Below are 23,002 nucleotides of genomic sequence, written 5' to 3'. Positions count from 1 at the left end.
ATTCAGGACACCACCACATGACCACCTTGAACCAAGCCCACTGCGAAGCCTGCCGCGCCGATGCCCCACAAGTCAGCGATGAAGAATTGCCGGTGCTGCTCAAGCAGATCCCAGACTGGAACATCGAAGTCCGCGACGGCGTGATGCAGTTGGAAAAGGTTTTTCTGTTCAAGAACTTCAAATTCGCCCTGGCCTTTACCAACGCCATGGGTGAAATCTCCGAAGCCGAAGGCCATCACCCGGGCCTGCTCACCGAATGGGGCAAAGTCACCGTGACGTGGTGGAGCCACTCCATCAAAGGCCTGCACCGCAACGACTTCATCATGGCCGCGCGCACCGACGAAGTGGCCAAGGACGCCGAGGGCCGCAAGTAATGCATTTCGATGCCATTGGCCGCGTGCCCGGCGACCCGATCCTCGGGCTGATGGACCTGTATGCCCAGGACACCAACCCGAACAAGTTCGACCTCGGCGTGGGTGTCTATAAAGATGATCAGGGCCTGACGCCGATTCCCCATTCGGTGAAGCTCGCCGAACAGCGCCTGGTTGACACCCAAACCACCAAGACGTACATCGGCGGCCACGGTAATGCAGCGTTCGGCACATTGATCAGCGAGCTGGTCCTCGGTGCCGATTCTGCACTTATCCGTGAACGCCGGGCCGGCGCCACGCAAACCCCGGGTGGTACCGGTGCTTTGCGCCTCAGTGCCGACTTCATCGCTCAAAACCTTCCAGGACGCGGCGTGTGGCTGAGCAACCCGACCTGGCCAATCCACGAAAGCATCTTTGCCAAGGCCGGGCTCAAGGTCAGCCACTATCCGTATGTAGGCGCCGACAACCGCCTGGATGTGGAGGCGATGCTAGCGACCCTTTCCACCGTGCCAAAAGGTGATGTGGTGCTGCTGCACGCGTGCTGCCACAACCCCACCGGGTTCGACCTGTCCCAGGATGACTGGCGCCACGTGCTGCAGATCGTGCGCGAGCGCCAACTGCTGCCACTGATCGACTTCGCCTACCAGGGCTTCGGCGATGGCCTGGAGCAGGACGCCTGGGCGGTGCGTTTGTTTGCCAGAGAGTTGCCGGAAGTATTGGTCACCAGCTCGTGCTCGAAAAACTTCGGCCTCTACAGCGACCGTGTTGGCGCGCTGATCGTGTGCGCTGCAGACGCCGAGAAGCTGACGGATGTACGCAGCCAACTGGCGAATATCGCGCGTAATCTGTGGTCTACGCCGCCGGACCATGGTGCGGCAGTGGTCGCGACTATCCTCGGTGATGCCGAGCTGAAAAAGCAGTGGAGCGAGGAAGTCGAAGCCATGCGTGCGCGGATCGCGCAGTTGCGTTCCGGACTGGTGGAGGCGTTGGCGCCCCATGGTTTATCGGAGCGCTTTGCGCACATCGGCGCACAACGCGGGATGTTTTCCTATACCGGTTTGAGTGCCGAGCAGGTCAAGCAACTGCGGGAAAAGCACAGCGTGTATATGGTCAGTTCGGGGCGAGCCAACGTGGCGGGTATTGATGCGACACGCCTGACACTCCTGGCCGAAGCCATCGCCGACGTATCCAACTGACGAAACCGGGACTGAAAATGTGGGAGGGGGCTTGCTCCCGATGGGAGTGGGTCAGTGACAGGTGTACTGGCTGACACTCCCTCATCGGGAGCACCCCCCCTCCCACATTTTGACCGAGCACACCCTTCAGCTGGCGACCATCTCGGCTTTCAACAGCGCCTCTTTCGCCTGCGCGTCCGCCAACCGATACAACTCGATACTCCCATCCCAGTGCTCGATCAATGCCGTGCACGACTCCACCCAATCCCCGCAGTTGAGGTAATCCACCTCGCCCACTTTGCGAATCTCCGCATGGTGGATATGCCCGCACACCACGCCGTGCAACTCGCGTTTGGTCACCTCATGGGCGATGGCTTCTTCGAAATCGCTGATAAAGCTCACGGCCGTTTTGACCTTGTGCTTCAGATACGCCGACAACGACCAATAGCCGTAGCCATACCGCGCACGCCAATGGTTCAACCAGCGATTCAACGTGAGGGTGAATTCGTAGGCAGAGTCGCCGAGGAATGCGAGCCAGCGGTGATAACGGGTGATCACATCAAACTGGTCACCGTGGATCACCAACAAATGCCGGCCATCGGCGGTGACGTGCACTGCTTCATCGACCAACTGGATATTGCCCAGAATCAGCTTGGAATAGCGCCGCAGGAACTCATCATGGTTGCCGGTGACGTAGATCACCTCGGTGCCGCGCTTGGCCATGGTCAGCAGGCGACGGATTACGTTGGTATGGGCCTGGGGCCAATACATGCCGCCGCGCATTTTCCAGCCGTCAATGATATCGCCCACCAGGTACACCTTGTCGGCGTGGTAACCCTTGAGGAATTGCGACAAATGTTCGGCCTGACAATCCCGGGTGCCCAGGTGCACGTCGGAAATCCACAGGGTACGTACCCGTTGCTTGCGGCTGGGCTTGGTGAACTCGGCACTGGTCATGGGCATCACTCGACGCTGTTTTCGCGAGCTTGCGCCATAGCGATTAATAGCCCATGACAACTGTGCGTCAGTCTGATGACAAAGCCCGTATTCGCGAAGCGTTGTAGACTGGCGACCTGCATAGGAGACCGCGATGAGACCTACCCTCACCCTGCGCCACTACCTCGAAGCGCCCATCGCCCATAGCCATGAACATGCGCAGTTGGTGTTCGGCCTGTCCGGTCATCTGGACCTGGAAGTCGATGGCCGTGGCAGCCAGGTGCGTGAAAGCAGCGTGATGGTCCTGCCCTTCTCTGCCCACCATGCCTGCGGCAGTCGCGATGGCAGCCGCTGCCTGGTGCTGGATGTGCCCACGGAGCATTGGGTGCTGCAATCGTTGGGTGAACACGCCGATGCAAGCCGCCGCTTGCTGGATCAACCGGCGCGCCTGGCGTTGGATTCGCGACAACACCAACTGGTGCAATGGCTGGCCCATAGCCCGGTGGATGACCCACTGATCGTGCAACAGGGCGCGGTGCTGTTGCTGGCCAGCCTCAATCATTCACTGGCCCAACCAGTACCTGGCCGGCGCCTGCCGTATGCGGCGTTCAATACGCATATAGAGCGCCACGTCGCCCATCCGCTGCAGGTCGCCGACCTTGCGCGGATTGCCGGCCTGTCGGTGGCGCGCCTGCATGCGCGCTTTGTGACCGAGTGCGGCCAAACGCCCATGGATTACATCCGCAGCCGTCGCCTGCAACTGGCCCTGAACCTGCTGCGCGAAACGCCATTGCCCATCGGTGAAATCGCCGAGCGTGTCGGCTACACCTCGCAAAGTGCCTTTGCCGCCGCTATGTTGCGCGAGTTTGGCGCCTCTCCCGGCGCGTTGCGGCGCTCGGCATAGGGCGAGGCTGGCGCTAAAAATCGCGAGCTGCGCGACAGACGTGCGTAGTAGCACCCTCTAGACTGCGGTCCTGTCACTCCCGTTGGTTCAAGGATCGCAATGACTCCCCGTTCAGCCCTCGGCGCCCTGCATATCGGCGCACTGATGTTTGGCCTTACCGGCGTATTCGGCAAGCTGGCGGCCGCCTCACCAGCCATTATCGTATTCGGTCGCGCCGCGTTTGCCGTGATTGCCCTGGCAGTGTTTGCGCGCTTCGTCAGCAACGCACCCTGGAAAACGCTGGAACTGCGCGACTGGAAACGCCTGCTGGTCAGCGGCGTGTTGCTGGCCGCACATTGGGTGACGTTCTTTATGGCGGTCAAAGTCGCTGGCGTGGCCGTCGCCACGCTCGGGTTCACGGCGTTTCCGGCGTTTACCGTGATCCTTGAAGGACTGATCTTCCGCGAGCGTATCCGCGCCAATGAAGTCGTGTTGGTGGCGCTGGTCACCGTTGGCCTGGTGCTGGTGACGCCGGACTTCAACCTGGCCAGCGAAGCCACCGGCGGCCTGCTGTGGGGCATCGCGTCGGGGCTGCTGTTCTCTTTATTGTCGCTGAACAACCGTGCCAGCTCCGGGCGCATTCCTGCCGTACAGGCAGCCCTGTGCCAGAACGTGGTCGTTGCGGTGTGCCTATTGCCCGTGGCCGCGCCGGGGTTGGCGGATGTGCGCGCGCTGGACTGGTTGTGGATCGGCCTGCTCGGCGTGTTCTGCACAGGCTTGGCCCACAGCCTGTTTGTCGCCAGCCTCGCAGTAATCAAGGCGCGTACCGCCTCCGTGGTATTTGCCATGGAGCCGGTCTACGGCATTACCGCGGCCTGGCTGCTGTTCGCCGAAACCCCGACGCTGCGCATGCTGCTGGGGGGCGCGCTGATCATCGTCGCCATCGTGCTCTCAGGGCTGATGGGCAGCGCCAGCCAGGCCAAACAGCCGACTGCAACGACCTGATCTATACTTTAAACATCCGCAACAGTCTGGAGTCGTTCAACGGATAACTGACCGCTCGACGACAGCCTTGGTGTGCCCTGCAGTTGCTGCAAGCGAGTAGTCACTCCTTAAACGCGATGCAGAGGCTACATCATGGAAATGTTTATCAGCTTACTGGTTCAACTCATCAGCGGTGCCGTCGGCGGCAATTTGGCCGGCATGACCAAACAAAGCCTGGGGACCGGGCTCAATACCATGCTGGGCGGTGTCGGCGGGCTTGTACTGGGCCAGATAGTGACGGCACTGACGGGCGCTTCGGGCGGTGAGGCGCTGGATGTGGCGGCGGTCGGCAGCAATATTGTCGGCGGCGGCGTCGGAGGCCTGGTGCTGACGTGGGTCGTGGGCTTCATCAAAAGCAAAATGGCCGCCAAGTAGCGGCCTCCATCAGTCACCGTCAGCCGATGGCGGTGACCTTCACTGTGTACGGTCGTTGTGCCCCAGGTCACGCTGCGGGTCGATCTGATCGCGCACGCGCTGCTTGAGCACCTTGGCCTCAGGGAAACCACCGTCAGCCTTGCGCTCCCAAAGCTGCACGCCATCGCAGGTAATACGAAACGCGCCGCCAGTCGCTGGCTCCAGCGACACTTTGCCCAGGTCATCGGCAAAGGTGCTTAACAGTTCCTGAGCCAACCACGCAGCGCGCAGCAGCCACTGGCACTGGGTGCAATAGGTGATAACGATCTCGGGTTTGCTGACGGACATCATTTGACAAGTTCCTGGCATGACGAGGGATGAGGATCGAGTGGCTATAATACCGGCCTTTATCGCCCAGCCCTGAGATTCCTGATGCGCCGCCTGCTGTCCTGCCTGTTTCTGTGCCTCGTCCCCTTGCTTGCCGACGCCGTTGAACCACCCCGACCAAAAATCGGCCTGGTGCTGTCCGGCGGTGCCGCCCGCGGCCTGGCGCACATTGGCGTGCTCAAGGCCCTGGAGGAACAGGGCATCCATATCGACGCCATTGCCGGCACCAGCATGGGCGCGGTGATTGGTGGGTTATACGCCTCGGGCTACAAGATCGACGAGCTGGAAAAGCTCGCCCTGAGCATCGACTGGCAGCAGGCGTTATCCGACGCGCCGCCGCGTGAAGACGTGCCGTTTCGGCGCAAGCAGGATGACCGGGATTTCCTGGTCAAGCAGAAGCTCAGCTTCCGCGATGACGGCAGCCTCGGCCTGCCCCTGGGCGTGATCCAGGGCCAGAATCTGGCGCTGCTGCTGGAAAGCATGTTCGCCCACAGCAGCGACACGCGTAATTTCGACAAGCTGCCGATCCCCTTCCGCGCCGTGGCCACCGACATCACCACCGGCGAAAAAGTAGTGTTCCGCAAGGGCCACCTGCCCCAGGTAATCCGCGCCAGTATGTCGATCCCGGCGGTGTTCGCCCCTGTGGAACTGGATGGCCGGCTGCTGGTGGATGGAGGCATGACCGATAACATCCCATTGGATGTGGCGCGTGAGATGGGCGTGGACATCGCCATCGTGGTCGACATCGGCACCCCGCTGCGCTCACGCAAGCAACTCGCGACCGTGGTAGATGTACTCAACCAGTCCATCACCCTGATGACCCGGCGCAACTCAGAAGAACAGCTCAAGGCCCTCAATCCCAAGGACGTACTGATCCAGCCGCCACTGTCCGCCTTTGGCGTGACCGATTTCGGCCGCGCCAAAGACATGATCGACGCCGGCTACCGTGCTACACGCGCCCTTGACGTTCGCCTGGCCCATTTGCGCCCCGCCGAACCGGTTGACCCCGAACTGGTGGCCGCGCGGACTCCGGGCGAGCGGACTCCGGTGATCACCGCGATCAAGCTGGAGAACGACTCGAAAGTCAGCGACGACGTGATCCGCTACTACATCCGCCAACCGTTGGGCGAACCGTTGGAGCTTGGCCGCCTGCAAACCGACATGGGCACGTTGTACGGCCTGGATTACTTCGAGCAGGTGCAATACCGCGTGGTGAAAAAAGGCCACGACAACACCTTGGTGATCAGCGCGCGGGGCAAGCGCAGCGGCACCGACTACCTGCGCCTGGGCTTGAACCTGTCGGACGATATGCGCGGCGACAGCGCCTTCAACCTCGGCGCGAGCTACCGCATGAACGGCATCAATCGCCTCGGCGCCGAGTGGCTGACCCGCGTGCAGATCGGTGATCGGCAAGAGTTGTACAGCGAGTTCTATCAACCGATGGACGCTGGCTCGCGCTACTTCATCGCGCCCTATCTCAGCGCCCAGGCGCAGAACGTCGAGCTGATTCTGGACAACGACCCCATCTCCGAATACCGCCTGGAACGCTATGGTTTCGGCCTGAACGTGGGGCGGCAGATCGGCAACAGCGGCGAGATCCGCTTCGGTGTCGGCGAGGCCTGGGGCAAGGCGGATGTGCGCATTGGCGACCGCGACCTGCCGAGTGTGAGCTTCAGCGAAGGTTTCTATGAACTGAAGTACTCCTTCGACACCCTGGATAACGTGTACTTCCCGCACACCGGTGAGGACATCGGCCTGGCCTACCGCGAGTTCGAACCGGGACTGGGTTCGGACCAGCGCTATCGACAATGGGAATTCAAGCTGGACAAGGCCATGAGCCATGGCCCGGACACACTGGTGCTGGGCGGCCGGTATGGGCGCACCCTGGATGATTCCGATGTGGTGATTTCCAGCTTCCTGCTGGGCGGTGCACGACAGTTGTCGGGCTTCCGCCAGGATGCGATTTCCGGGCAGAACATCAGCCTGATGCGCGCGGTGTACTACCGCCGACTGACGCCGCGCTCGTACTTACCGTTGGATTTCCCGTTGTACCTGGGCGCGTCTCTGGAGCGGGGCCGGGCATGGAACAACGACAATGAGTTCGACAGCGGTTATATCAACGCTGCGAGTATTTTTCTGGGGTTTGATACACCGTTGGGGCCGCTGAATTTCAGCTACGGGTTCAACGATGATAATCAGAAGGCGGTGTACCTGAACCTGGGGCAGACGTTCTGAGACAACGCTGAATCAGTGTTGGAGCCGCTAATTGTGGTGAACGGGCTTGCCCCGCTCACCACAATTAGCCCCACACACGTTGATCTTCACTGCACTTGGGTTCAGGACTTTTCCAGATTCGCCAGGATGTGCCCGTGCACGCGCATGCACACACTCAAATCCGCTTCATCCACGCCCACGAACAGCTCGTGACGCAACTCAGTGGCGATGGTTTCAATCTGTTCGATCAGCGGCCGCGCGGTGTCACACAGCAGAATGCGCTTGGCGCGGCGGTCTTCAACCACTGCCTGGCGTTGCACCAGGCCCTGGCCTTCGAGACTGTCGAGCAAGCGAGCCAGGGTCGGCCCTTCTACGCCAACGCTTTGCGCCAGCTCACGCTGAGTGGGAGCTTCTTCAAAACGGGCCAAGTGCAGCAGCACCAGCCAGCGCGCCTGGGACAAGCCCAGCCCCGCCAAACGGCGGTCTAGCTCGGCGCGCCAACCTCGGGACATTTGCGCCAGCTGCATGCCAAATCGGTGTTGATCGGTTAACGGCATAAAAAACTCATGGGTTAGACTGAAAATAAAGTGTGGCTAATTATTAGCCAGCTAAGCATGAGCCATGCCACTAGGCAAGAGTTGCTATGAACTGAATCGTTACATTGTCGTAATTGGCACACTAAATTTCGAATTCAGACTGCAAAGCGGCCCGCACGCAGTACAAAACACCCTCTGGAACACGTCCTGTGAACAGTGGCGCAATCTCGGATACTGGTGGTAGTTCGCCTTCTCCGTCGAGAAATGCATCCTGGATTTCACCAAGCAAATCTTCCGGCAAATCAAGGGCCTGCTCCAGGGACAACTGCTGCTTGCCGATGGATTCAGCAAGCAGGGTGTAGACGTTTTTCTCCGAGCATTGCAGTTGGCCCGCGATCTGGATCGGCGTCATGCCAGCGCGCGCCAGGCTGATCAGCTCGTGCCGAATGTCGGCGATTTCCTTCGGTGCTTCGGCCTGGCCGCCGAGCACTTCGAGGAACGCCTGGCCATAGCGCTCCAGTTTGCGTGCACCGACGCCGCTGACCCGCGCCATCTCGGCCATGGTGGTGGGCTGCTCGCGCAGCATCTCCAGCAAAGTGGAGTCGGGAAAAATAACGTAAGGCGGCACACTGTGTTCCTGTGCCAATTTGCGCCGCAGGGTGCGCAAGGCTTCCCACTGCTCGCGCTCCTCGCCTCGCACGAGCTGGCTGGCCTGGCTGGTGCTGGTCTTGGCAGTGGTTTGCGGTTTGAGGTCGCGACGCAGTTCCAGGCTGACCTCGCCCTTGAGCAGCGGGCGGCAACTGTCATTCAGACGCAGGCCGCCGTAGCCTTCAATGTCGATATCCACCAGGCCGCGCGCGACCATCTGGCGGAACAGCGAACGCCACTCGCCCTCAGCGCGGGCTTTACCGACGCCGTAGACCGAGAGTTTTTCGTGACCGAAGCTGCGGACTTTTTCGTTGTCCTTACCCAGCAACACATCCACCAGATGGCCCACACCGTAACGCTGACCGGTGCGGTAGATGGTCGACAACGCCTGGCGTGCGGGCTCGGTAGCGTCCCAGGTCTGCACGCCATCAATGCAGTTATCACAATGGCCGCAAGGCTCCGGCATGTCTTCGTCGAAATACGCCAGCAAGGTCTGACGACGGCAGCGAGTCTCTTCACACAACGAGAGCATGGCGTCGAGTTTGTGCTGCTCCAAGCGCTTGTGCCGTTCATCGCCTTCGGAGTTCTGCAGCATCTGCTTGAGCATCACCACGTCCTGCAGGCCGTAGACCATCCACGCATCCGCCGGCAAACCATCACGACCAGCACGCCCGGTCTCCTGGTAGTACGCCTCAAGGGATTTTGGCAGGTCCATATGGGCGACAAAACGCACGTTGGATTTGTCGATGCCCATGCCGAACGCGATGGTCGCCACCATGATCAGGCCTTCCTCGTTGAGGAAGCGTTTCTGGTGAGCGGAGCGCGTTTCATTAGGTAGACCGGCGTGGTACGGCAGCGCCGGGTAGCCTTGCTCGCAGAGGAACGCGGCCACCTCATCGACCTTCTTGCGCGACAGGCAATAGACGATGCCAGCGTCGCTGTGCCGTTCAGAGAGGAACGCGAGCAACTGCTTGCGCGGCTGCTCCTTGGGCACGATGCGGTAGAAAATATTCGGTCGGTCGAAACTCGACAGGAAACGCTCGGCGTTCTGCAGGTGCAGGCGCTCGACGATTTCTTCGCGGGTGCGCTTGTCGGCGGTGGCGGTCAGGGCGATGCGCGGAACGTCCGGGAACAGCTCCGCCAGTTGACCCAACTGCAAATATTCGCGGCGGAAATCGTGCCCCCATTGGGATACACAGTGAGCTTCGTCGATGGCGAACAGGGCAATTTCCAGGCTCTGCAAAAACGCCAGCATGCGCGGCTGCACCAGGCGTTCGGGGGCCAGGTAGAGCATTTTCACTTCACCGCGCTTGATGCGTGCGGCCAGGTCACGCTGCTGCTCGGCACTGAGGGTGGAATTCAAGGCGGCGGCGGCGACACCAAGTTCTTCCAGGGTCGCCACTTGGTCGTCCATCAATGCAATCAACGGCGACACCACCACGGCCAGCCCGTTGCGCAACAATGCAGGCACCTGGAAACACAACGACTTGCCGCCGCCGGTAGGCATCAGTACCAGGGCGTCACCGCCTTTGGCCACGCGCTCAATGATCGCACCCTGGCGGCCACGAAAGCTGTCGTAGCCGAAGATGTCCTTGAGGACGCGTTGAGCCTGATCGAGCATGTATAACTCCAACAAAATAGTGCCGAAATCCCTCTATACAGGCTGGTCGAAAAAATCCGACCTCACGGAAAATAATCCGTAAGTGGAGTTTTCTCGACCTGGCGCTTGGCCTGCTGGGGCATCACAAAACGCGGCAGTATACCCGAGCACCATCCGGCAAAGGGCGCCGCTGACGAATTGCAGCCCGTCTCTAAAACCGGGCAAATCTGCATGCCGACTGGCTTGGGCGCGCAAGAACGCCTAGAATTCAGCATCGTTTATTCCCAAGGTAGTCCTTCAATGTCCTTCGCTGAGCAACTAACCCGCCTGCAAGCCTTCCTCGACGCCGATGAGCTGCATGACGAGGCGCTGGACTATGTGGCCGCCCACGGCTACCTGACCGCCCTTTCGATCTGCTCCGACGTCGTTCCCGACCGTGAATGGATTGACGCGCTATTCGCTGAAGAGCCTCATTACGCAGACGACGCCCAGCGCGAAGAAATCGAATCCACCCTGCTGGCCCTCAAGGCCCACATCGCTCGCCAACTGGCCTCCGATGAGGAATTCGAACTGCCATGCGAGCTGGACCTGGGCGAAGATCCGGACGACTCCGACCTGCGCGGCTGGTGCATCGGTTTCATGGAAGGCGTGTTCCTGCGTGAAGCTGCCTGGTTCGAAACCGCCGAGGAAGAAGTCAGCGAAATGCTGCTGCCGATCATGGTCGGTTCGGGGCTGTTTGAAGAAGAAGCTGAGTTTTCCGACATCGCCGCCGACGCCAACCTGATGGACGACATGATCGTACAGATCCCGGAAGCCCTGACCGCCCTGTACCTGCTGTGCAACGCCCCTGACGAAAAACCGGCGATCCTCAAGCCTCGTCACCACTGAGTCCCTTGCCCGTGACACCCATGGGCAATCGCTCGCTCCTCCTGCGTTACGTGCTGCTAGCCATCGGCTGGTTAAGCGTAGCGCTGGGGGTAATCGGCATTTTCCTACCGGTATTGCCGACCACGCCTTTCCTCCTGCTCGCCGCCGCCTGCTTCGCTCGAAGCTCCCCGCGTTTCTACCAGTGGCTGGTGGAACATCCGCGCCTGGGCCCCTGGATTCGCGATTATCTGGACGGCAATGGCATCCCACTCAAGGGTAAGGTCTACGCCATTGGCCTGATGTGGCTGAGCATCGGCCTCTCGTGCTACTTGGTGCCGCTCCCGTGGGCACGCGGGTTCATGCTGACCAGTGCGGTACTGGTCACGATCTACATCCTGCGCCAGAAAACCCTGCCACCGCGCTAAGTGCCGCCCTGCGACATTAGATCCCACACGACCTTGGTCGACACTGACTAACCTCAGCCATCATGCGAGACTGTCCAACCGGGGCAGGAATACCCGGGTGTTTCTATGCTCGGAGTTACCATGACGCTGTCCAGCGGGCTGATTGCAGCCGTTGCCCTGGCCTATATGGCCATTATGTTTGCCATTGCCTTCTACGGTGACCGCCGTCGCGCGCCATTGCCGCCGCGCGTGCGCGCCTGGGTGTACAGCCTGTCTCTGGCGGTGTATTGCACCAGTTGGACGTTCTTCGGCGCCGTAGGCCAAGCCGCCGAACAGTTGTGGGCGTTTTTACCGATCTACCTGGGACCGGTGCTGTTGCTTGTGTTGGCACCCTGGGTGCTGCAGAAGATGATTCTGATCAGCAAGCAGGAAAACATCACCTCCATCGCAGACTTCATTGCCGCGCGCTATGGCAAATCCCAGTCCCTGGCAGTGGTGGTCGCGCTGATCTGCCTGGTGGGCGTGCTGCCCTATATCGCCCTGCAACTCAAAGGCATCGTGCTGGGGGTGAACCTGCTGATCGGCGCGGGCGCCGATACCACCGGCACGCGGGCCCAGGACACGGCACTGATCGTGTCCTTGGTGCTGGCGCTGTTCACCATTGTGTTTGGTACGCGCAACCTCGACGCCACGGAACACCACCGTGGCATGGTGCTGGCGATTGCGTTTGAATCCCTGGTCAAGCTGTTCGCTTTTCTTGCAGTGGGCGCGTTCGTGACCTACGGCCTTTACGACGGTTTCGGCGACCTGTTCAGCCAGGCAATGCTCGCGCCACGCTTGGAGGAATACTGGAAGGAGACCGTCAACTGGCCGTCAATGGTGGTGCAGACCGGCGTAGCGATGATGGCGATCATCTGCTTGCCCCGACAGTTTCATGTGACGGTGGTAGAGAACATCGACCCGCAGGACCTGCGCGTAGCCAAGTGGGTATTCCCCGCCTACCTGATCCTCGCCGCTCTGTTCGTCATCCCCATCGCTCTCGGCGGCAAGATGCTGCTGCCCGGCTCCGTATTGCCGGACTCCTACGTGATCAGCCTGCCCATGGCCGAAGCCCATCCGGCGTTGGCGGTGCTGGCATTTATCGGCGGCGCCTCAGCGGCCACCGGCATGGTGATTGTGGCGAGCATCGCCCTGTCGACCATGGTCTCCAACGACATGTTGCTGCCGTGGCTGTTGCGCCGTTCCAGCGCAGAGCGCCCGTTCGAGGTGTTCCGCCACTGGATGCTCTCCGTGCGCCGGGTCAGCATTGTGATCATTTTGCTGTTGGCTTACGTGAGTTACCGCTTACTGGGTTCTACGGCAAGCCTGGCAACTATCGGACAGATCGCTTTTGCCGCCGTGACCCAGCTCGCCCCGGCCATGCTTGGCGCGCTGTATTGGAAGCAGGCGAACCGCCGCGGTGTGTTTGCCGGCTTGGCGGCGGGCACATTCCTGTGGTTCTACACATTGGTCCTACCCGTAACGGCGAAAAGCCTGGGCTGGTCCCTCAGCCTTTTCCCAGGGCTTACGTGGATGCATTCACACCCGTTGGGTTTATCCGTCACCTCGCTGACCCTGGGCACGGTGTTCTCCCTGGCGGGTAACTTCACGCTGTTTGTGTGGGTGTCGATGCTGTCGCGCACGCGGGTGTCGGAGCACTGGCAAGCCGGGCGTTTTATCGGCCAGGAAATCAGCCAGCGCGCCAACGCCCGCTCAATGCTGTCGGTACAGATCAGCGACCTCCTCAGCCTGGCGGCACGTTTTGTTGGTGAAGAACGTGCCCAGCAGAGCTTTATTCGCTTTGCCTACCGCCAGGGCAAAGGCTTCAACCCCAATCAGAATGCCGATAACGACTGGATCGCCCACACCGAACGCCTGTTGGCCGGTGTGCTCGGCGCCTCTTCGACGCGTGCGGTGGTAAAAGCTGCGATTGAAGGGCGGGAAATGCAGCTGGAGGACGTAGTACGCATCGCCGATGAAGCGTCGGAAGTGCTGCAGTTCAACCGCGCGCTGCTGCAAGGTGCTATCGAAAACATTACCCAAGGCATCAGCGTCGTCGACCAGTCGCTCAAGCTGGTGGCCTGGAATCGACGCTACCTGGAACTGTTCAACTACCCCGACGGGCTGATCAGCGTCGGCCGGCCAATCGCCGACATCATCCGCTACAACGCAGAGCGCGGCCTTTGTGGCCCGGGCGAAGCCGAAGTGCATGTGGCGCGACGCCTGCACTGGATGCGCCAGGGCCGCGCGCACACCTCCGAGCGTTTGTTCCCGAATGGACGGGTGATTGAGCTGATTGGCAACCCGATGCCCGGTGGTGGATTTGTCATGAGCTTCACTGACATCACCGCGTTCCGCGAAGCCGAGCAGGCGCTCACCGAAGCGAACGAAGGCCTTGAGCAGCGGGTGACCGAACGTACCCATGAACTGTCGCAGCTCAATGTGGCGCTTACCGATGCCAAAGGCGTGGCCGAATCCGCCAGCCAGTCGAAGACACGCTTTCTCGCAGCCGTCAGTCATGACCTGATGCAACCATTGAACGCCGCCCGCCTGTTCTCAGCCGCCCTCTCCCACCAGAACGACGGCCTGTCCAGCGAAGCCCGGCAACTGGTGCAGCACTTGGACAGTTCGCTGCGCTCCGCCGAAGACCTGATCAGCGACCTGCTGGATATCTCGCGCCTGGAAAACGGCAAAATCAATCCGCAACGCCAGCCCTTTGTGCTCAACGAGCTGTTCGACACTTTAGGCGCGGAATTCAAGGCACTGGCCCAGGAGCAAGGTTTGCGCTTCCGCCTGCGCGGTAGTCGCCTGCGGGTCGACAGCGACATCAAGCTGCTGCGACGAATCCTGCAGAATTTCCTGACCAACGCTTTCCGTTATGCCGACGGCCCGGTGCTGCTTGGCGTACGCCGGCGCAAGGGCGAGTTGTGCCTGGAGGTGTGGGACAGAGGCCCCGGTATTCCGCAGGATAAACAGAAGGTGATCTTCGAAGAGTTCAAGCGCCTGGACAGCCATCAGACCCGCGCCGAGAAAGGCCTGGGCCTGGGCCTCGCGATTGCCGACGGCCTGTGCCGGGTGCTGGGCCATCGTCTGAGCGTGCGCTCGTGGCCGGGCAAAGGCAGCGTGTTCAGCGTGCGCGTGCCACTGGCGCGCAACCAGGCCAGCCCGCAGCCCAAGCCGACAGCGGATAACGGCCAGCCATTGAGCGGCGCGCAAGTGCTGTGCGTGGATAACGAAGAAAGCATCCTGATCGGCATGCGCAGCCTGCTGACGCGCTGGGGGTGCGAAGTGTGGACCGCCACCGACCAGGCGCAGTGCGCGGCGTTGTTAGCCGAAGGGGTGCGGCCGCAACTGGCGCTGGTGGATTACCACTTGGATCATGGAGAAACCGGCACTGAATTGATGGGTTGGCTACGCGCGCAGTTGGCGGAGCCTATTCCCGGCGTGGTCATCAGTGCCGACGGCCGTCCGGAGATGGTTGCCGAGGTGCATGCGGCTGGCTTGGACTATCTGGCCAAGCCGGTGAAGCCGGCGGCGTTGCGGGCGTTGCTGAGTCGACACTTACCTCTATAAACCGGATGCGCCCCCCCACATTTAGCGCTGCGTTTATTCGGGAAGGTGTGCGACGCCGTCTGAATCGGTCATCGCCCGCTCCAGCAAGTCCGCCGGCAGGCTTTTGCTCGCGCGAGCACCCAGCAGCCTTAATTGCTCGGTGCGGCTGACCAGATTTCCGCGTCCATCTGTCAGCTTGTTTCGCGCGGCGCTGTAGGCCTTATCCAACTGCTGAAGACGGTTGCCCACTTCGTCCAGGTCTTGGATAAACAGCACAAACTTGTCATACAGCCAACCAGCGCGCTCGGCGATTTCCCGGGCGTTCTGGCTTTGGCGTTCCTGCTTCCAAAGGCTATCGATCACCCGCAGTGTCGCAAGCAAGGTCGTAGGGCTGACGATCACGATATGGCGGTCGAAGGCCTCTTGAAACAGATTCGGCTCGGCCTGCAACGCGGCGGAAAACGCCGCTTCGATCGGCACAAACAGCAAGACGAAATCCAGGCTGTGCAGGCCTTCCAGGCGCTTATAGTCCTTGCCGGCCAAGCCTTTGACGTGATTGCGCAGCGACAGCACGTGCTGTTTCAGCGCCGCTTGGCCAATCACTTCATCATCAGCCGCAACGTACTGTTGATACGCCGTCAGGCTGACCTTGGAATCCACCACCACCTGCTTGTCGCCAGGCAACATGATCAGCACATCCGGCTGAAAGCGTTCGCCGTCCGGCCCTTTGAGGCTGACCTGGGTCTGGTACTCGCGCCCCTTCTCCAGTCCCGCATGTTCCAGCACGCGCTCAAGGATCAGTTCGCCCCAGTTGCCCTGGGTTTTCTGGCCCTTGAGGGCGCGGGTCAGGTTGGTGGCTTCGTCTGACAGACGCAGGTTCAGTTGCTGTAAGCGCTCAAGCTCCTTGGCCAGGGAAAAACGCTCACGCGCCTCGTTCTGATAGCTCTCCTCCACACGCTTTTCGAAGGACTGTATGCGTTCCTTCAACGGATCGAGCAACTGTCCGAGGCGTTCCTGGCTGGTTTCAGCAAAGCGCTGTTCACGCTCGTCGAAGATCTTGCCGGCCAATTCGGCGAACTGCGCGCGCAGCTCATCTCGCGAGCCTTGCAGGTCAGTCAGACGCTGTTGATGGCTGTCCTGTTGCTCACGCAGTTCGGCGCGCAAGCCGGCCGCCAGGGCGTCGAGGCGCCGTAATTCGGTGTCTTTTGCACTGCGGTCGAGGTTCCAGGCGTGTGCGGCGTCGCGGGCGTTGTCACGGTCGATCTGCAGTAGTTCGACTTCACGGCGTACAGCGGCGAGGTCGGCCTGCTTGGCGGCGTTGGCCTGGCTCAGGTCGCTGATTTCATCGCGGCTGGCATCCAGTTGCGCGGCGAGACCTTCCTGGGCCAGTTGCGCAGTGGCCAGGCGCTCTTCAAGCAATTCCCAGCCAGTGGTGCGCGCGGTCAACCGCCGCTGGAGCTGCCAGCACACGGCCAACAACGGCACTGCAGCGCCTGCAAGGCCCAGGGCAATACTGGTCCAGTCAAAAGCCATAGCCATTTCTGCCATCACCGAAAAGGAGCAAGGTTAACCAAGCATAGGGCGGGAAGACAGCTCAGTCTTCGACCTGGCCCAGTTCGCGTTGGGCGCGCAGGTCACCGGCACGGGCGGCCATGCGCAGCAGGTCGTGACCGATACGGCGGTCGCGGGCATTGCCGCATTCACGGCACATCAATTGGCCCAGGCGGCTTTGTGCGGCGACGACGCCTTCACGAGCCGGCTGCTTGAGCAAGCGTCCGGCGAAGTGTTTGACGTTGCTGCTGTGTCCCAGGCGCGGGCTGTCGAGCAACCACAGGGCCACTTTCAATGAGAAGCGCTTGGGTGCGGTAACAGTCTGTAGGGTGTCGGTAACAGAAGGTGATACTGAGCGAAACTTCATAAAGCACTGTGGGACAGAACGGAAGGCGCGCCACTCTACTCTTTTTTTCGTACAGGTAAAGCTCAAAAAACCGTGCACGCCCGTGCTAGAGCAAGCGCTTGGGACAATCCACAGAAGCTGTGGATAACTCAGTGGACAACCTACCTTAAACTCGCGCAAAGGCCCATGGAGCGGGGCTCGCAGTCAAACTGACGATTTTTTCACCAATAAAAAAAAGCCAGATTTTTCATTGACTTAAATTTCCATTACAGGCAAATGGCGAGGCTGCGATGCGATGGACAGCCTGGTTACACCTGCCGCAACCAATGTGCACAAGTACCGATCCGATGGTTATATCCCCGGCTTTTTTTGGAGCGACTGCCTTCAAAAACGTTACCGCGAAGCCAATTGGGGACTTTTCAAATCTTTACCGGCTCTCCACACTGCCCGACGGGCAACGCAATGCGGACTAGGTCGATGAAAGGAATTCTGTTATTCGCTGTGCTGTTACTGGCCATCTGCGCCATCTCATTGTGGATTAATGCCGCGCTGCCATCGCCAGATGGCGCGCTGTTCGCCATCGCTATCTTGCTGTCGGCCGCTTTCACGGCCATAAGCCTGTGCATCGAGCTCGGCGAAGGCCGCATCAACGATATGCGCGATGTGATGAAGGTCGTTGAGACCGGCCAATCACTGCGCCTGACCTTAGCCGCCTATGGGCTGGGCTGTTCGATGGCCGCAGCTATCACCGTACTGGTCTACCGCAGCCTGCTTGCTGGCTGATTGAAGTTTTTTTGGTAACACACTTCCATTACCTGTTTCATTCCGTTACTATACGCGGCGTTAGTACCAAGCTGAAAGTCAATTCTGGTCGAACAACTCCCCTGAACAACACGGGATCGACCACCTCGAAGGTTTCCAGGTATCACTTGCGACGACATTGCCTTTGAACAAGCAAAGGGTGTCGCGAAGTTTCCATACTCTGACCGAACCAACCTGCAAATTGATCAGGATCTTCACCCTGGGCCCAGAACCTTTGCCCCTGTTGTGCTGCCTGCCCTCCTAAGTACCTACCTGCCAGCCCAAGCGCGCCTAACTTATTAGCGCTTCAAACTGGCTGCTTTGTTCCAGTCAGGTTCTTCGTTTGATCAATGGTGATCAACGTTACTGGAACGTTTTAACGTTGCACGGCTCTTAATCCGTGTCATTTGTAGGAACACCAATAATATGAACGCTCAAATCCATACTCAGGATGCCATTCGCACCCTCACTAATGCTTTTGCCCCAATGAACTGCCTGATCATGGCCGCTCGCAAAGGCTGCTTCAGCTTCACACTGGTCAACGAACACGGCATCGCTCGTCACAGCGAACGCCTGTACCCCGATCAATACTCCAGCGCAGAACCGCTGCAGGCCGTGATCGAGCGTACCCGTCAGGCACTGGTTGCCTGATCGACCCGAGTCGCTGAAACACAAAAAACCCTGTTTAAAACACAGGGTTTTTTATTGCCTGCGATTCCTGAATTGCGAAGTTTTACTAAGTTCAAATCGATATAAACATTATAACTGGTTGAATAAGATGTTTTAAAAACAGACCTTTACATCGTGAATATGACACTACACTTCAACTCAAGCGGCGTGATCCGCTTCCGGCGAGCCTGAGATCCGATCCACTGCTGCCAAGCCCCCTCCTTCTCAGGTCTCGTCGACCACTTTCACGGATTGAGGCTTGTATGGGTATCGCTGCCAGTGAATTGTGTCGTTATGTAATCCGGCCCACGTTGATGTACCTCGACCGACAGAGCCCAACGGCAGAGTCTCTGCTCCTGGGTATCGCGGCCAGCCAGTCGGAGTTGGGTTCCGCCTTGCACGATCGACGCGGTCACGGCCTGTACAGCATCACCGAACCCCGTCATCGCGCCTTGTGGGACACCTACCTGGCACTCGACCCCGAGCGTGCCAGCCTGGTGCGCGGGCTGGCCAGCCAACACGCCTTTCTCAGCGCCCCACAATTGGAGCTCACCGTAAACCTGCGTTACGCCACCGCCATCGCATGGCTTCTGGTGGAACAACACAGCCCTGCCCTGCCTCAATCCGGTGACGTTTTAGCGATGGCACGTATCTGGAAAGAAATATTTCATCCGCAAGGAAGGCTGCGAGATTTCACCCAAACCTGGCAAACCTGTGTTTCACCCATGAATCACGTGGCCTGCTGACCGGGCAATTTGCAAGATTCGCCAAAAACGCTGAATTTTGGTCGGATTGTCCTACAAAAACGCTCTATCTCCGACATTACAGCCTATAGCGCGATGTTAATTTTATTGGTACTTTCCGCAGCGGTGATCACCACGGAGTTCTAATAATGAAAAAAGTAATGCTCAAGACCACACTTAGCCTCGCCGTTGCCATGGCATCCTCCCAACTGTTCGCAAGCGGCTTTGCACTGAACGAACAAAGCGTGAGCGGGATGGGTACGGGTTTCGCAGGTCGCTCCTCTTCTGCCGATGATGCAAGCACTGTTTACGGTAACCCTGCCGGTATGGCTCGCCTGAATGGCCAGCAGATCACGGGCGGTGTTGCTGCCATTGATGCTTCGTCCAACATCAAGGACACGGGCGGCGCCTCCAGCGGCTCGAACAAAGGTGACATGGTACCGTTCACCGCCGTGCCATTCGGTTTCTACACCAACAAACTTGACGATCAGTGGGCCATCGGCTTCGGTGTGTATGCACCGTTCGGCCTGGTGACCGACTATGAAAACGGCTTCCAGGGCCGTGGTTTCGGCAGCAAGAGTGAAGTGAAGGTCATGACCTTCCAGCCAACTGTCAGCTACGCGTTCAACGATCGTGTGTCGATCGGCTTTGGTCCAACGATCAACCGGATTTCCGGCGTGCTGGAATCGGACAAGACCTTGTCCCCTGCATTCTCCGATACCAATGTCAAAATCAAGGGCGACGATACCGCGCTGGGCTTCAATGTCGGCGTACTGGTACAAGCCACCGATACCACCCGAGTCGGCCTGACCTACCACTCCAAAGTGAAGTACAAGCTTGAGGGTCACACGACCGTCAGCGGCCCGGCAGCGACCCAAGGGTTCCTGCGTAACAACCGCTACGACGCATCGTTGAAAATTGAAACGCCAGAATCCTACGATCTGTCGGTCACTCAAGACCTGACCGATGCCTGGAAACTGTACGGCGGTGCAACCTGGACCCGCTGGAGCCGCCTGAAAGAAATCACTGTTAACAACGAAGGCGTGACCGGTACAAACGGCGGCATCCTGGCCCCGAGCCGAATCAGCAACATTACTGAAGAACAAAACTGGCATGACACCTGGGCGTACGCCGTAGGTACTTCGTACCAGTTGACCAAACAGGTCGTGCTGCGTACCGGCCTGACCTTCGACCAGTCGCCAACCAACAACACCGACCGTTCGCCACGTATTCCTACTGGCGACCGTACGATCTTCAGTGTTGGCTTGGGCTACAAAGTGATGGATAACATGACGGTAGACCTGGCTTATTCCTACCTCAAGGAAGAAGACGTCAAGGTCAATAACACTGCGGCGCCGTCGAGCTATCGCGCCAAGTACGAAAACAGTGCCAACGGTTTCGGCCTGGGCATGACCTACACCTTCTGATTCAGGCAGGTGTAAAAAAGCCCCGCTCTCCTGCAAAGGAGGCGGGGCTTTTCATTGGGCGCGGATCAGGGTTTAGACGCTATCGCCTGCTCCACCGCCTTGATCAGCTCCGGGCTGTCCGGCTTGGTCAGGCTGGAAAAATCGGCAATCACCTTACCCTGGCGATCCACCACGTACTTGTAGAAATTCCACTTCGGCGCGTTGCTCTGCTGTGCCAACACCTTGAACAGATTCACTGCATCAGGGCCCTTGACCTTCTGCGGCTCGGTCATGGTGAAGGTCACGCCGTAGTTCACGTAGCAGACCTTGGCGGTCTCCTCGCCGGTCTTGGCTTCCTGCTTGAAGTCATCGGACGGCACGCCGATCACTTCCAGCCCTTGATCCTTGTAGCGTTGATACAAGGCTTCGAGGCCTTTGAACTGCGGGGCGAATCCGCAAAAGCTCGCGGTGTTGACGATAACCAAAGGCTTGCCGGCAAAGCGCTGGCACAGGTCGATGGATTCCTTGGCGCGCAGTTTGGGCAATTGGCCTTCAAGCAAAGGTGGGCAATCAGCAGCCAACGCCACACCGCCAAAAGCCGCCATCAGCACAGGTACAGCCAGCCAGCGCATCTGCATGTCGAAACGTCCTTTCAAGAGTTCAGGGATCGAACTTAACAGATCGACATACCCAGTTGCATCAATGCCAGCCCGCCGCGCTGCCAGCCCCACCATGCCAGCACCAGCAGGATGAGCCCCGCAATAATCAATAAACCCTGTGCTTTCAGGCTCATGCCGCCTCCATTTGCGCCTGTAGACGCGCCACCGGCCGCTCGCGTACCGGCCAATTGAGGGCGGCTGCGAGCAGGCTCAACACAATGGCACCTTGCCAGATCAAATCGTAGTTGCCGGTTCGATCATAGACCACCCCGCCCAACCAACCGCCGAGGAACGAACCAATCTGATGGAACAAGAACACAATCCCACCGAGCATCGAAAGATTTCGCACGCCAAACAAGGTGGCTACTGTGCCGTTGGTCAGCGGCACCGTGGACAACCACAGCAAGCCCATCGCCATGCCGAACAGGTAGGCGCTGAGTTGGGTCACCGGCGCCCACAGGAACAGCACAATCACCACCGCTCGCAACAGGTACAACCCGGTCAGCAGACGCGGCTTGGACATACGCCCACCCAGCCAACCGGCGGTGTAGGTACCGACGATATTGAACAGGCCAATCAATGCCAGCACGGTGGTGCCTGTGGTGGCCGGCAAGTGCTGATCCACCAGATAGGCCGGCAGGTGCACACCGATAAACACCACCTGGAAACCACAGACGAAAAAACCAAAGGCCAGCAGCCAGAATCCGGAGTGTCCGCAGGCTTCGTGCAATGCCTCGCGCAAGGTCTGCTGCCCGGCCAGTACCGGCAGCGGCTGATCCTTGAGCATGCTGACCAGCGGCAAGATCAACGCCACCATCAGGCCCAACGCAAGCAGTGCTGCGGACCAGCCCAGCCAACTGATCAAGCCTAAGGTGCCGGGCACCATAGCGAACTGGCCGAATGAACCTGCGGCGCTGGCAATACCCATGGCCATGCTGCGTTTTTCCGGCGCCACGGCACGGCCGACGACCCCAAGAATCACCGAAAACGAGGTTCCAGAGAGGCCGATACCAATCAGCAGACCGGCACTCAGCGAAAGCGACCACGCGGAATCGGACAGGCCCATCAACACGAGGCCCACGGCGTACAGCACTCCACCTACAAATACCACTTTGGTCGCGCCGAATCGGTCGGCCACCGCCCCCGCAAATGGCTGCGCCAGGCCCCAGATCAGATTCTGCAGCGCAATCGCCAAGGCGAACGTGCCTCGACCCCAGCCGAATTCACTGCTCATTGGCGCAAGGAACAGGCCGAAACCGTGCCGCACCCCCAATGACAACGCCAGGATCAGCGCACTCCCCACTAGGATCCAACCACTGGTGCGCCACATCGAGGTCATTTCTTATTCTCCGCTCGCGGGTATATACCCGCTTATGTTCGAACAAGCTCGCCTTCAGGCGAGCTCATCCAGCAAGGCCAACAAGGTTTCGCGTTTATCCGCGCCGAGTTGATCGATCAATTTCTGTTGCGCTGCTTCCCAGGCTGGCAAGGCCGCAGCCAGCCGTTCTGCACCCGCCTCGGTCAGCAGCACCAGGCGATTTCGCAGGTCATTGCCCTCGACCAACTGGACCAATCCTTCGCACTCCAACACCCGGAGATTGCGCCCCAAGGTGCTGCGGTCCAGCCCCATGGCGTCCGCCAGGCTGGAAATGCTCGGCTGATCAAGGCGCTGCAGGTTACACAGCAAAGAATACTGGGCAACGTTGATCCCGAAGCCGTCGAGGGCGCCGTCGTAATGCCTGCTGACGCCACGGGCGGCGCGTCGCAGGTTGGTGCATAAACATTGGGAGGCAAGCATGGAACGTGTATATACCCGC

At 59.6% G+C, this 23,002-nt stretch carries 22 protein-coding genes; 13 read left to right on the top strand and 9 right to left on the bottom strand.

Annotated features, from left to right (window positions below; translation table 11 throughout):
• The first annotated feature begins 17 nt into the window (after positions 1-17).
• Both ACKZ62_RS07855 and ACKZ62_RS07850 read left to right on the top strand, forming a co-directional pair.
• Positions 18-374: a 4a-hydroxytetrahydrobiopterin dehydratase gene (locus ACKZ62_RS07855; RefSeq protein WP_010208721.1), complete on the top strand. Its 357-nt coding sequence runs from the start codon at positions 18-20 to the stop codon at positions 372-374.
• On the top strand, positions 374-1,567 hold the full coding sequence (locus ACKZ62_RS07850; protein ID WP_122754435.1) for an amino acid aminotransferase: 1,194 nt from the start codon (positions 374-376) through the stop codon (positions 1,565-1,567). The genes ACKZ62_RS07855 and ACKZ62_RS07850 overlap by 1 nt, the downstream gene beginning before the upstream one ends.
• Positions 1,568-1,693: 126 nt before the next feature.
• Here ACKZ62_RS07850 and ACKZ62_RS07845 read toward each other — a convergent pair whose 3' ends face one another.
• On the bottom strand, positions 1,694-2,503 hold the full coding sequence (locus ACKZ62_RS07845) for a UDP-2,3-diacylglucosamine diphosphatase (RefSeq protein WP_053133181.1): 810 nt from the start codon (positions 2,501-2,503) through the stop codon (positions 1,694-1,696).
• A 133-nt stretch (positions 2,504-2,636) separates the two neighbouring features.
• Between ACKZ62_RS07845 and ACKZ62_RS07840 the strand changes: the two genes are divergently transcribed.
• The 3 genes from ACKZ62_RS07840 to ACKZ62_RS07830 all read left to right on the top strand — a co-directional run bounded on the left by ACKZ62_RS07840 (position 2,637) and on the right by ACKZ62_RS07830 (position 4,784).
• Positions 2,637-3,386, top strand: a complete 750-nt coding sequence (locus ACKZ62_RS07840) for an AraC family transcriptional regulator (RefSeq protein WP_122681137.1) — start codon at positions 2,637-2,639, stop codon at positions 3,384-3,386.
• Between the two features lie 99 nt (positions 3,387-3,485).
• Positions 3,486-4,370 carry a DMT family transporter gene (locus ACKZ62_RS07835; RefSeq protein ID WP_032887838.1) on the top strand — a complete coding sequence of 295 codons (885 nt, stop codon included), beginning with the start codon at positions 3,486-3,488 and terminating at the stop codon, positions 4,368-4,370.
• A gap of 132 nt (positions 4,371-4,502) precedes the next feature.
• Entirely contained in the window at positions 4,503-4,784 is a 282-nt protein-coding gene (locus ACKZ62_RS07830; protein ID WP_447096503.1) for a hypothetical protein, read from the top strand.
• 39 nt (positions 4,785-4,823) lie between these two features.
• Here ACKZ62_RS07830 and ACKZ62_RS07825 read toward each other — a convergent pair whose 3' ends face one another.
• A complete protein-coding gene (locus ACKZ62_RS07825) occupies positions 4,824-5,111 on the bottom strand; it encodes an Rdx family protein (protein WP_032888088.1) in 288 nt (95 codons plus the stop codon).
• An 84-nt stretch (positions 5,112-5,195) separates the two neighbouring features.
• On the opposite strand from ACKZ62_RS07825, the gene ACKZ62_RS07820 reads away from it, so the two are divergent.
• Positions 5,196-7,385 (top strand): patatin-like phospholipase family protein, encoded by a 2,190-nt coding sequence (locus ACKZ62_RS07820; protein ID WP_181639421.1) that lies wholly within the window; start codon positions 5,196-5,198, stop codon positions 7,383-7,385.
• 101 nt (positions 7,386-7,486) lie between these two features.
• On the opposite strand, the gene ACKZ62_RS07815 is transcribed toward ACKZ62_RS07820, so the two are convergent.
• On the bottom strand, positions 7,487-7,921 hold the full coding sequence (locus tag ACKZ62_RS07815) for a MarR family transcriptional regulator (protein ID WP_032887832.1): 435 nt from the start codon (positions 7,919-7,921) through the stop codon (positions 7,487-7,489).
• A gap of 121 nt (positions 7,922-8,042) precedes the next feature.
• Entirely contained in the window at positions 8,043-10,169 is a 2,127-nt protein-coding gene (gene recQ, locus ACKZ62_RS07810) for a DNA helicase RecQ (RefSeq protein ID WP_447096502.1), read from the bottom strand.
• A 279-nt stretch (positions 10,170-10,448) separates the two neighbouring features.
• Between recQ and ACKZ62_RS07805 the strand changes: the two genes are divergently transcribed.
• The 3 genes from ACKZ62_RS07805 (at position 10,449) to ACKZ62_RS07795 (ending at position 15,031) form a co-directional block, all read left to right on the top strand.
• On the top strand, positions 10,449-11,036 hold the full coding sequence (locus ACKZ62_RS07805) for a UPF0149 family protein (protein WP_032887828.1): 588 nt from the start codon (positions 10,449-10,451) through the stop codon (positions 11,034-11,036).
• Positions 11,037-11,056: 20 nt separating this feature from the next.
• On the top strand, positions 11,057-11,440 hold the full coding sequence (locus ACKZ62_RS07800; protein ID WP_032887826.1) for a YbaN family protein: 384 nt from the start codon (positions 11,057-11,059) through the stop codon (positions 11,438-11,440).
• 120 nt (positions 11,441-11,560) lie between these two features.
• Positions 11,561-15,031, top strand: a complete 3,471-nt coding sequence (locus ACKZ62_RS07795) for a hybrid sensor histidine kinase/response regulator (protein ID WP_032887824.1) — start codon at positions 11,561-11,563, stop codon at positions 15,029-15,031.
• A 33-nt stretch (positions 15,032-15,064) separates the two neighbouring features.
• Here ACKZ62_RS07795 and rmuC read toward each other — a convergent pair whose 3' ends face one another.
• Both rmuC and ACKZ62_RS07785 read right to left on the bottom strand, forming a co-directional pair.
• Complete coding sequence (gene rmuC / locus ACKZ62_RS07790) at positions 15,065-16,543, bottom strand: DNA recombination protein RmuC (RefSeq protein ID WP_095185419.1); 1,479 nt, start codon at positions 16,541-16,543, stop codon at positions 15,065-15,067.
• 61 nt (positions 16,544-16,604) lie between these two features.
• On the bottom strand, positions 16,605-16,928 hold the full coding sequence (locus ACKZ62_RS07785; protein WP_032887821.1) for an SEL1-like repeat protein: 324 nt from the start codon (positions 16,926-16,928) through the stop codon (positions 16,605-16,607).
• A gap of 456 nt (positions 16,929-17,384) precedes the next feature.
• Between ACKZ62_RS07785 and ACKZ62_RS07780 the strand changes: the two genes are divergently transcribed.
• The 4 genes from ACKZ62_RS07780 (at position 17,385) to ACKZ62_RS07765 (ending at position 20,547) form a co-directional block, all read left to right on the top strand.
• Entirely contained in the window at positions 17,385-17,690 is a 306-nt protein-coding gene (locus ACKZ62_RS07780; RefSeq protein WP_032887819.1) for a hypothetical protein, read from the top strand.
• Between the two features lie 444 nt (positions 17,691-18,134).
• Positions 18,135-18,359, top strand: a complete 225-nt coding sequence (locus ACKZ62_RS07775) for a hypothetical protein (RefSeq protein WP_003175353.1) — start codon at positions 18,135-18,137, stop codon at positions 18,357-18,359.
• A 281-nt stretch (positions 18,360-18,640) separates the two neighbouring features.
• Positions 18,641-19,123: a hypothetical protein gene (locus ACKZ62_RS07770; RefSeq protein WP_122754440.1), complete on the top strand. Its 483-nt coding sequence runs from the start codon at positions 18,641-18,643 to the stop codon at positions 19,121-19,123.
• A gap of 146 nt (positions 19,124-19,269) precedes the next feature.
• Positions 19,270-20,547, top strand: coding sequence for an OmpP1/FadL family transporter (locus ACKZ62_RS07765; protein ID WP_032887816.1), 1,278 nt, complete (start codon positions 19,270-19,272; stop codon positions 20,545-20,547).
• A gap of 65 nt (positions 20,548-20,612) precedes the next feature.
• Here the strand turns inward: ACKZ62_RS07765 and ACKZ62_RS07760 are convergent, their stop codons facing one another.
• From ACKZ62_RS07760 to ACKZ62_RS07750, 3 genes are all read right to left on the bottom strand, one after another.
• Positions 20,613-21,164: a glutathione peroxidase gene (locus tag ACKZ62_RS07760; protein WP_032887814.1), complete on the bottom strand. Its 552-nt coding sequence runs from the start codon at positions 21,162-21,164 to the stop codon at positions 20,613-20,615.
• A gap of 151 nt (positions 21,165-21,315) precedes the next feature.
• On the bottom strand, positions 21,316-22,515 hold the full coding sequence (locus tag ACKZ62_RS07755; RefSeq protein ID WP_163033221.1) for an MFS transporter: 1,200 nt from the start codon (positions 22,513-22,515) through the stop codon (positions 21,316-21,318).
• A gap of 63 nt (positions 22,516-22,578) precedes the next feature.
• A complete protein-coding gene (locus ACKZ62_RS07750; RefSeq protein ID WP_032887810.1) occupies positions 22,579-22,983 on the bottom strand; it encodes a MarR family winged helix-turn-helix transcriptional regulator in 405 nt (134 codons plus the stop codon).
• Between the last annotated feature and the right edge of the window lie 19 nt (positions 22,984-23,002).

The organism is Pseudomonas sivasensis (assembly GCF_052938085.1).
This window is presented reverse-complemented; position numbering and strand designations above follow the sequence as displayed.

Coding starts and splice junctions, on each gene's coding strand:
- ACKZ62_RS07765 (WP_032887816.1), top strand. CDS start 19,270: ATGAAAAAAGTAATGCTCAAGACCACACTTAGCCTCGCCGTTGCCATG.
- rmuC (WP_095185419.1), bottom strand. CDS start 16,543: ATGGCTTTTGACTGGACCAGTATTGCCCTGGGCCTTGCAGGCGCTGCA.
- ACKZ62_RS07760 (WP_032887814.1), bottom strand. CDS start 21,164: ATGCAGATGCGCTGGCTGGCTGTACCTGTGCTGATGGCGGCTTTTGGC.
- ACKZ62_RS07830 (WP_447096503.1), top strand. CDS start 4,503: ATGGAAATGTTTATCAGCTTACTGGTTCAACTCATCAGCGGTGCCGTC.
- ACKZ62_RS07775 (WP_003175353.1), top strand. CDS start 18,135: ATGAACGCTCAAATCCATACTCAGGATGCCATTCGCACCCTCACTAAT.
- ACKZ62_RS07785 (WP_032887821.1), bottom strand. CDS start 16,928: ATGAAGTTTCGCTCAGTATCACCTTCTGTTACCGACACCCTACAGACT.
- ACKZ62_RS07845 (WP_053133181.1), bottom strand. CDS start 2,503: ATGACCAGTGCCGAGTTCACCAAGCCCAGCCGCAAGCAACGGGTACGT.
- ACKZ62_RS07795 (WP_032887824.1), top strand. CDS start 11,561: ATGACGCTGTCCAGCGGGCTGATTGCAGCCGTTGCCCTGGCCTATATG.
- ACKZ62_RS07770 (WP_122754440.1), top strand. CDS start 18,641: ATGGGTATCGCTGCCAGTGAATTGTGTCGTTATGTAATCCGGCCCACG.
- recQ (WP_447096502.1), bottom strand. CDS start 10,169: ATGCTCGATCAGGCTCAACGCGTCCTCAAGGACATCTTCGGCTACGAC.
- ACKZ62_RS07850 (WP_122754435.1), top strand. CDS start 374: ATGCATTTCGATGCCATTGGCCGCGTGCCCGGCGACCCGATCCTCGGG.
- ACKZ62_RS07820 (WP_181639421.1), top strand. CDS start 5,196: ATGCGCCGCCTGCTGTCCTGCCTGTTTCTGTGCCTCGTCCCCTTGCTT.
- ACKZ62_RS07800 (WP_032887826.1), top strand. CDS start 11,057: ATGGGCAATCGCTCGCTCCTCCTGCGTTACGTGCTGCTAGCCATCGGC.
- ACKZ62_RS07780 (WP_032887819.1), top strand. CDS start 17,385: ATGAAAGGAATTCTGTTATTCGCTGTGCTGTTACTGGCCATCTGCGCC.
- ACKZ62_RS07815 (WP_032887832.1), bottom strand. CDS start 7,921: ATGCCGTTAACCGATCAACACCGATTTGGCATGCAGCTGGCGCAAATG.
- ACKZ62_RS07825 (WP_032888088.1), bottom strand. CDS start 5,111: ATGTCCGTCAGCAAACCCGAGATCGTTATCACCTATTGCACCCAGTGC.
- ACKZ62_RS07855 (WP_010208721.1), top strand. CDS start 18: ATGACCACCTTGAACCAAGCCCACTGCGAAGCCTGCCGCGCCGATGCC.
- ACKZ62_RS07750 (WP_032887810.1), bottom strand. CDS start 22,983: ATGCTTGCCTCCCAATGTTTATGCACCAACCTGCGACGCGCCGCCCGT.
- ACKZ62_RS07755 (WP_163033221.1), bottom strand. CDS start 22,515: ATGTGGCGCACCAGTGGTTGGATCCTAGTGGGGAGTGCGCTGATCCTG.
- ACKZ62_RS07805 (WP_032887828.1), top strand. CDS start 10,449: ATGTCCTTCGCTGAGCAACTAACCCGCCTGCAAGCCTTCCTCGACGCC.
- ACKZ62_RS07840 (WP_122681137.1), top strand. CDS start 2,637: ATGAGACCTACCCTCACCCTGCGCCACTACCTCGAAGCGCCCATCGCC.
- ACKZ62_RS07835 (WP_032887838.1), top strand. CDS start 3,486: ATGACTCCCCGTTCAGCCCTCGGCGCCCTGCATATCGGCGCACTGATG.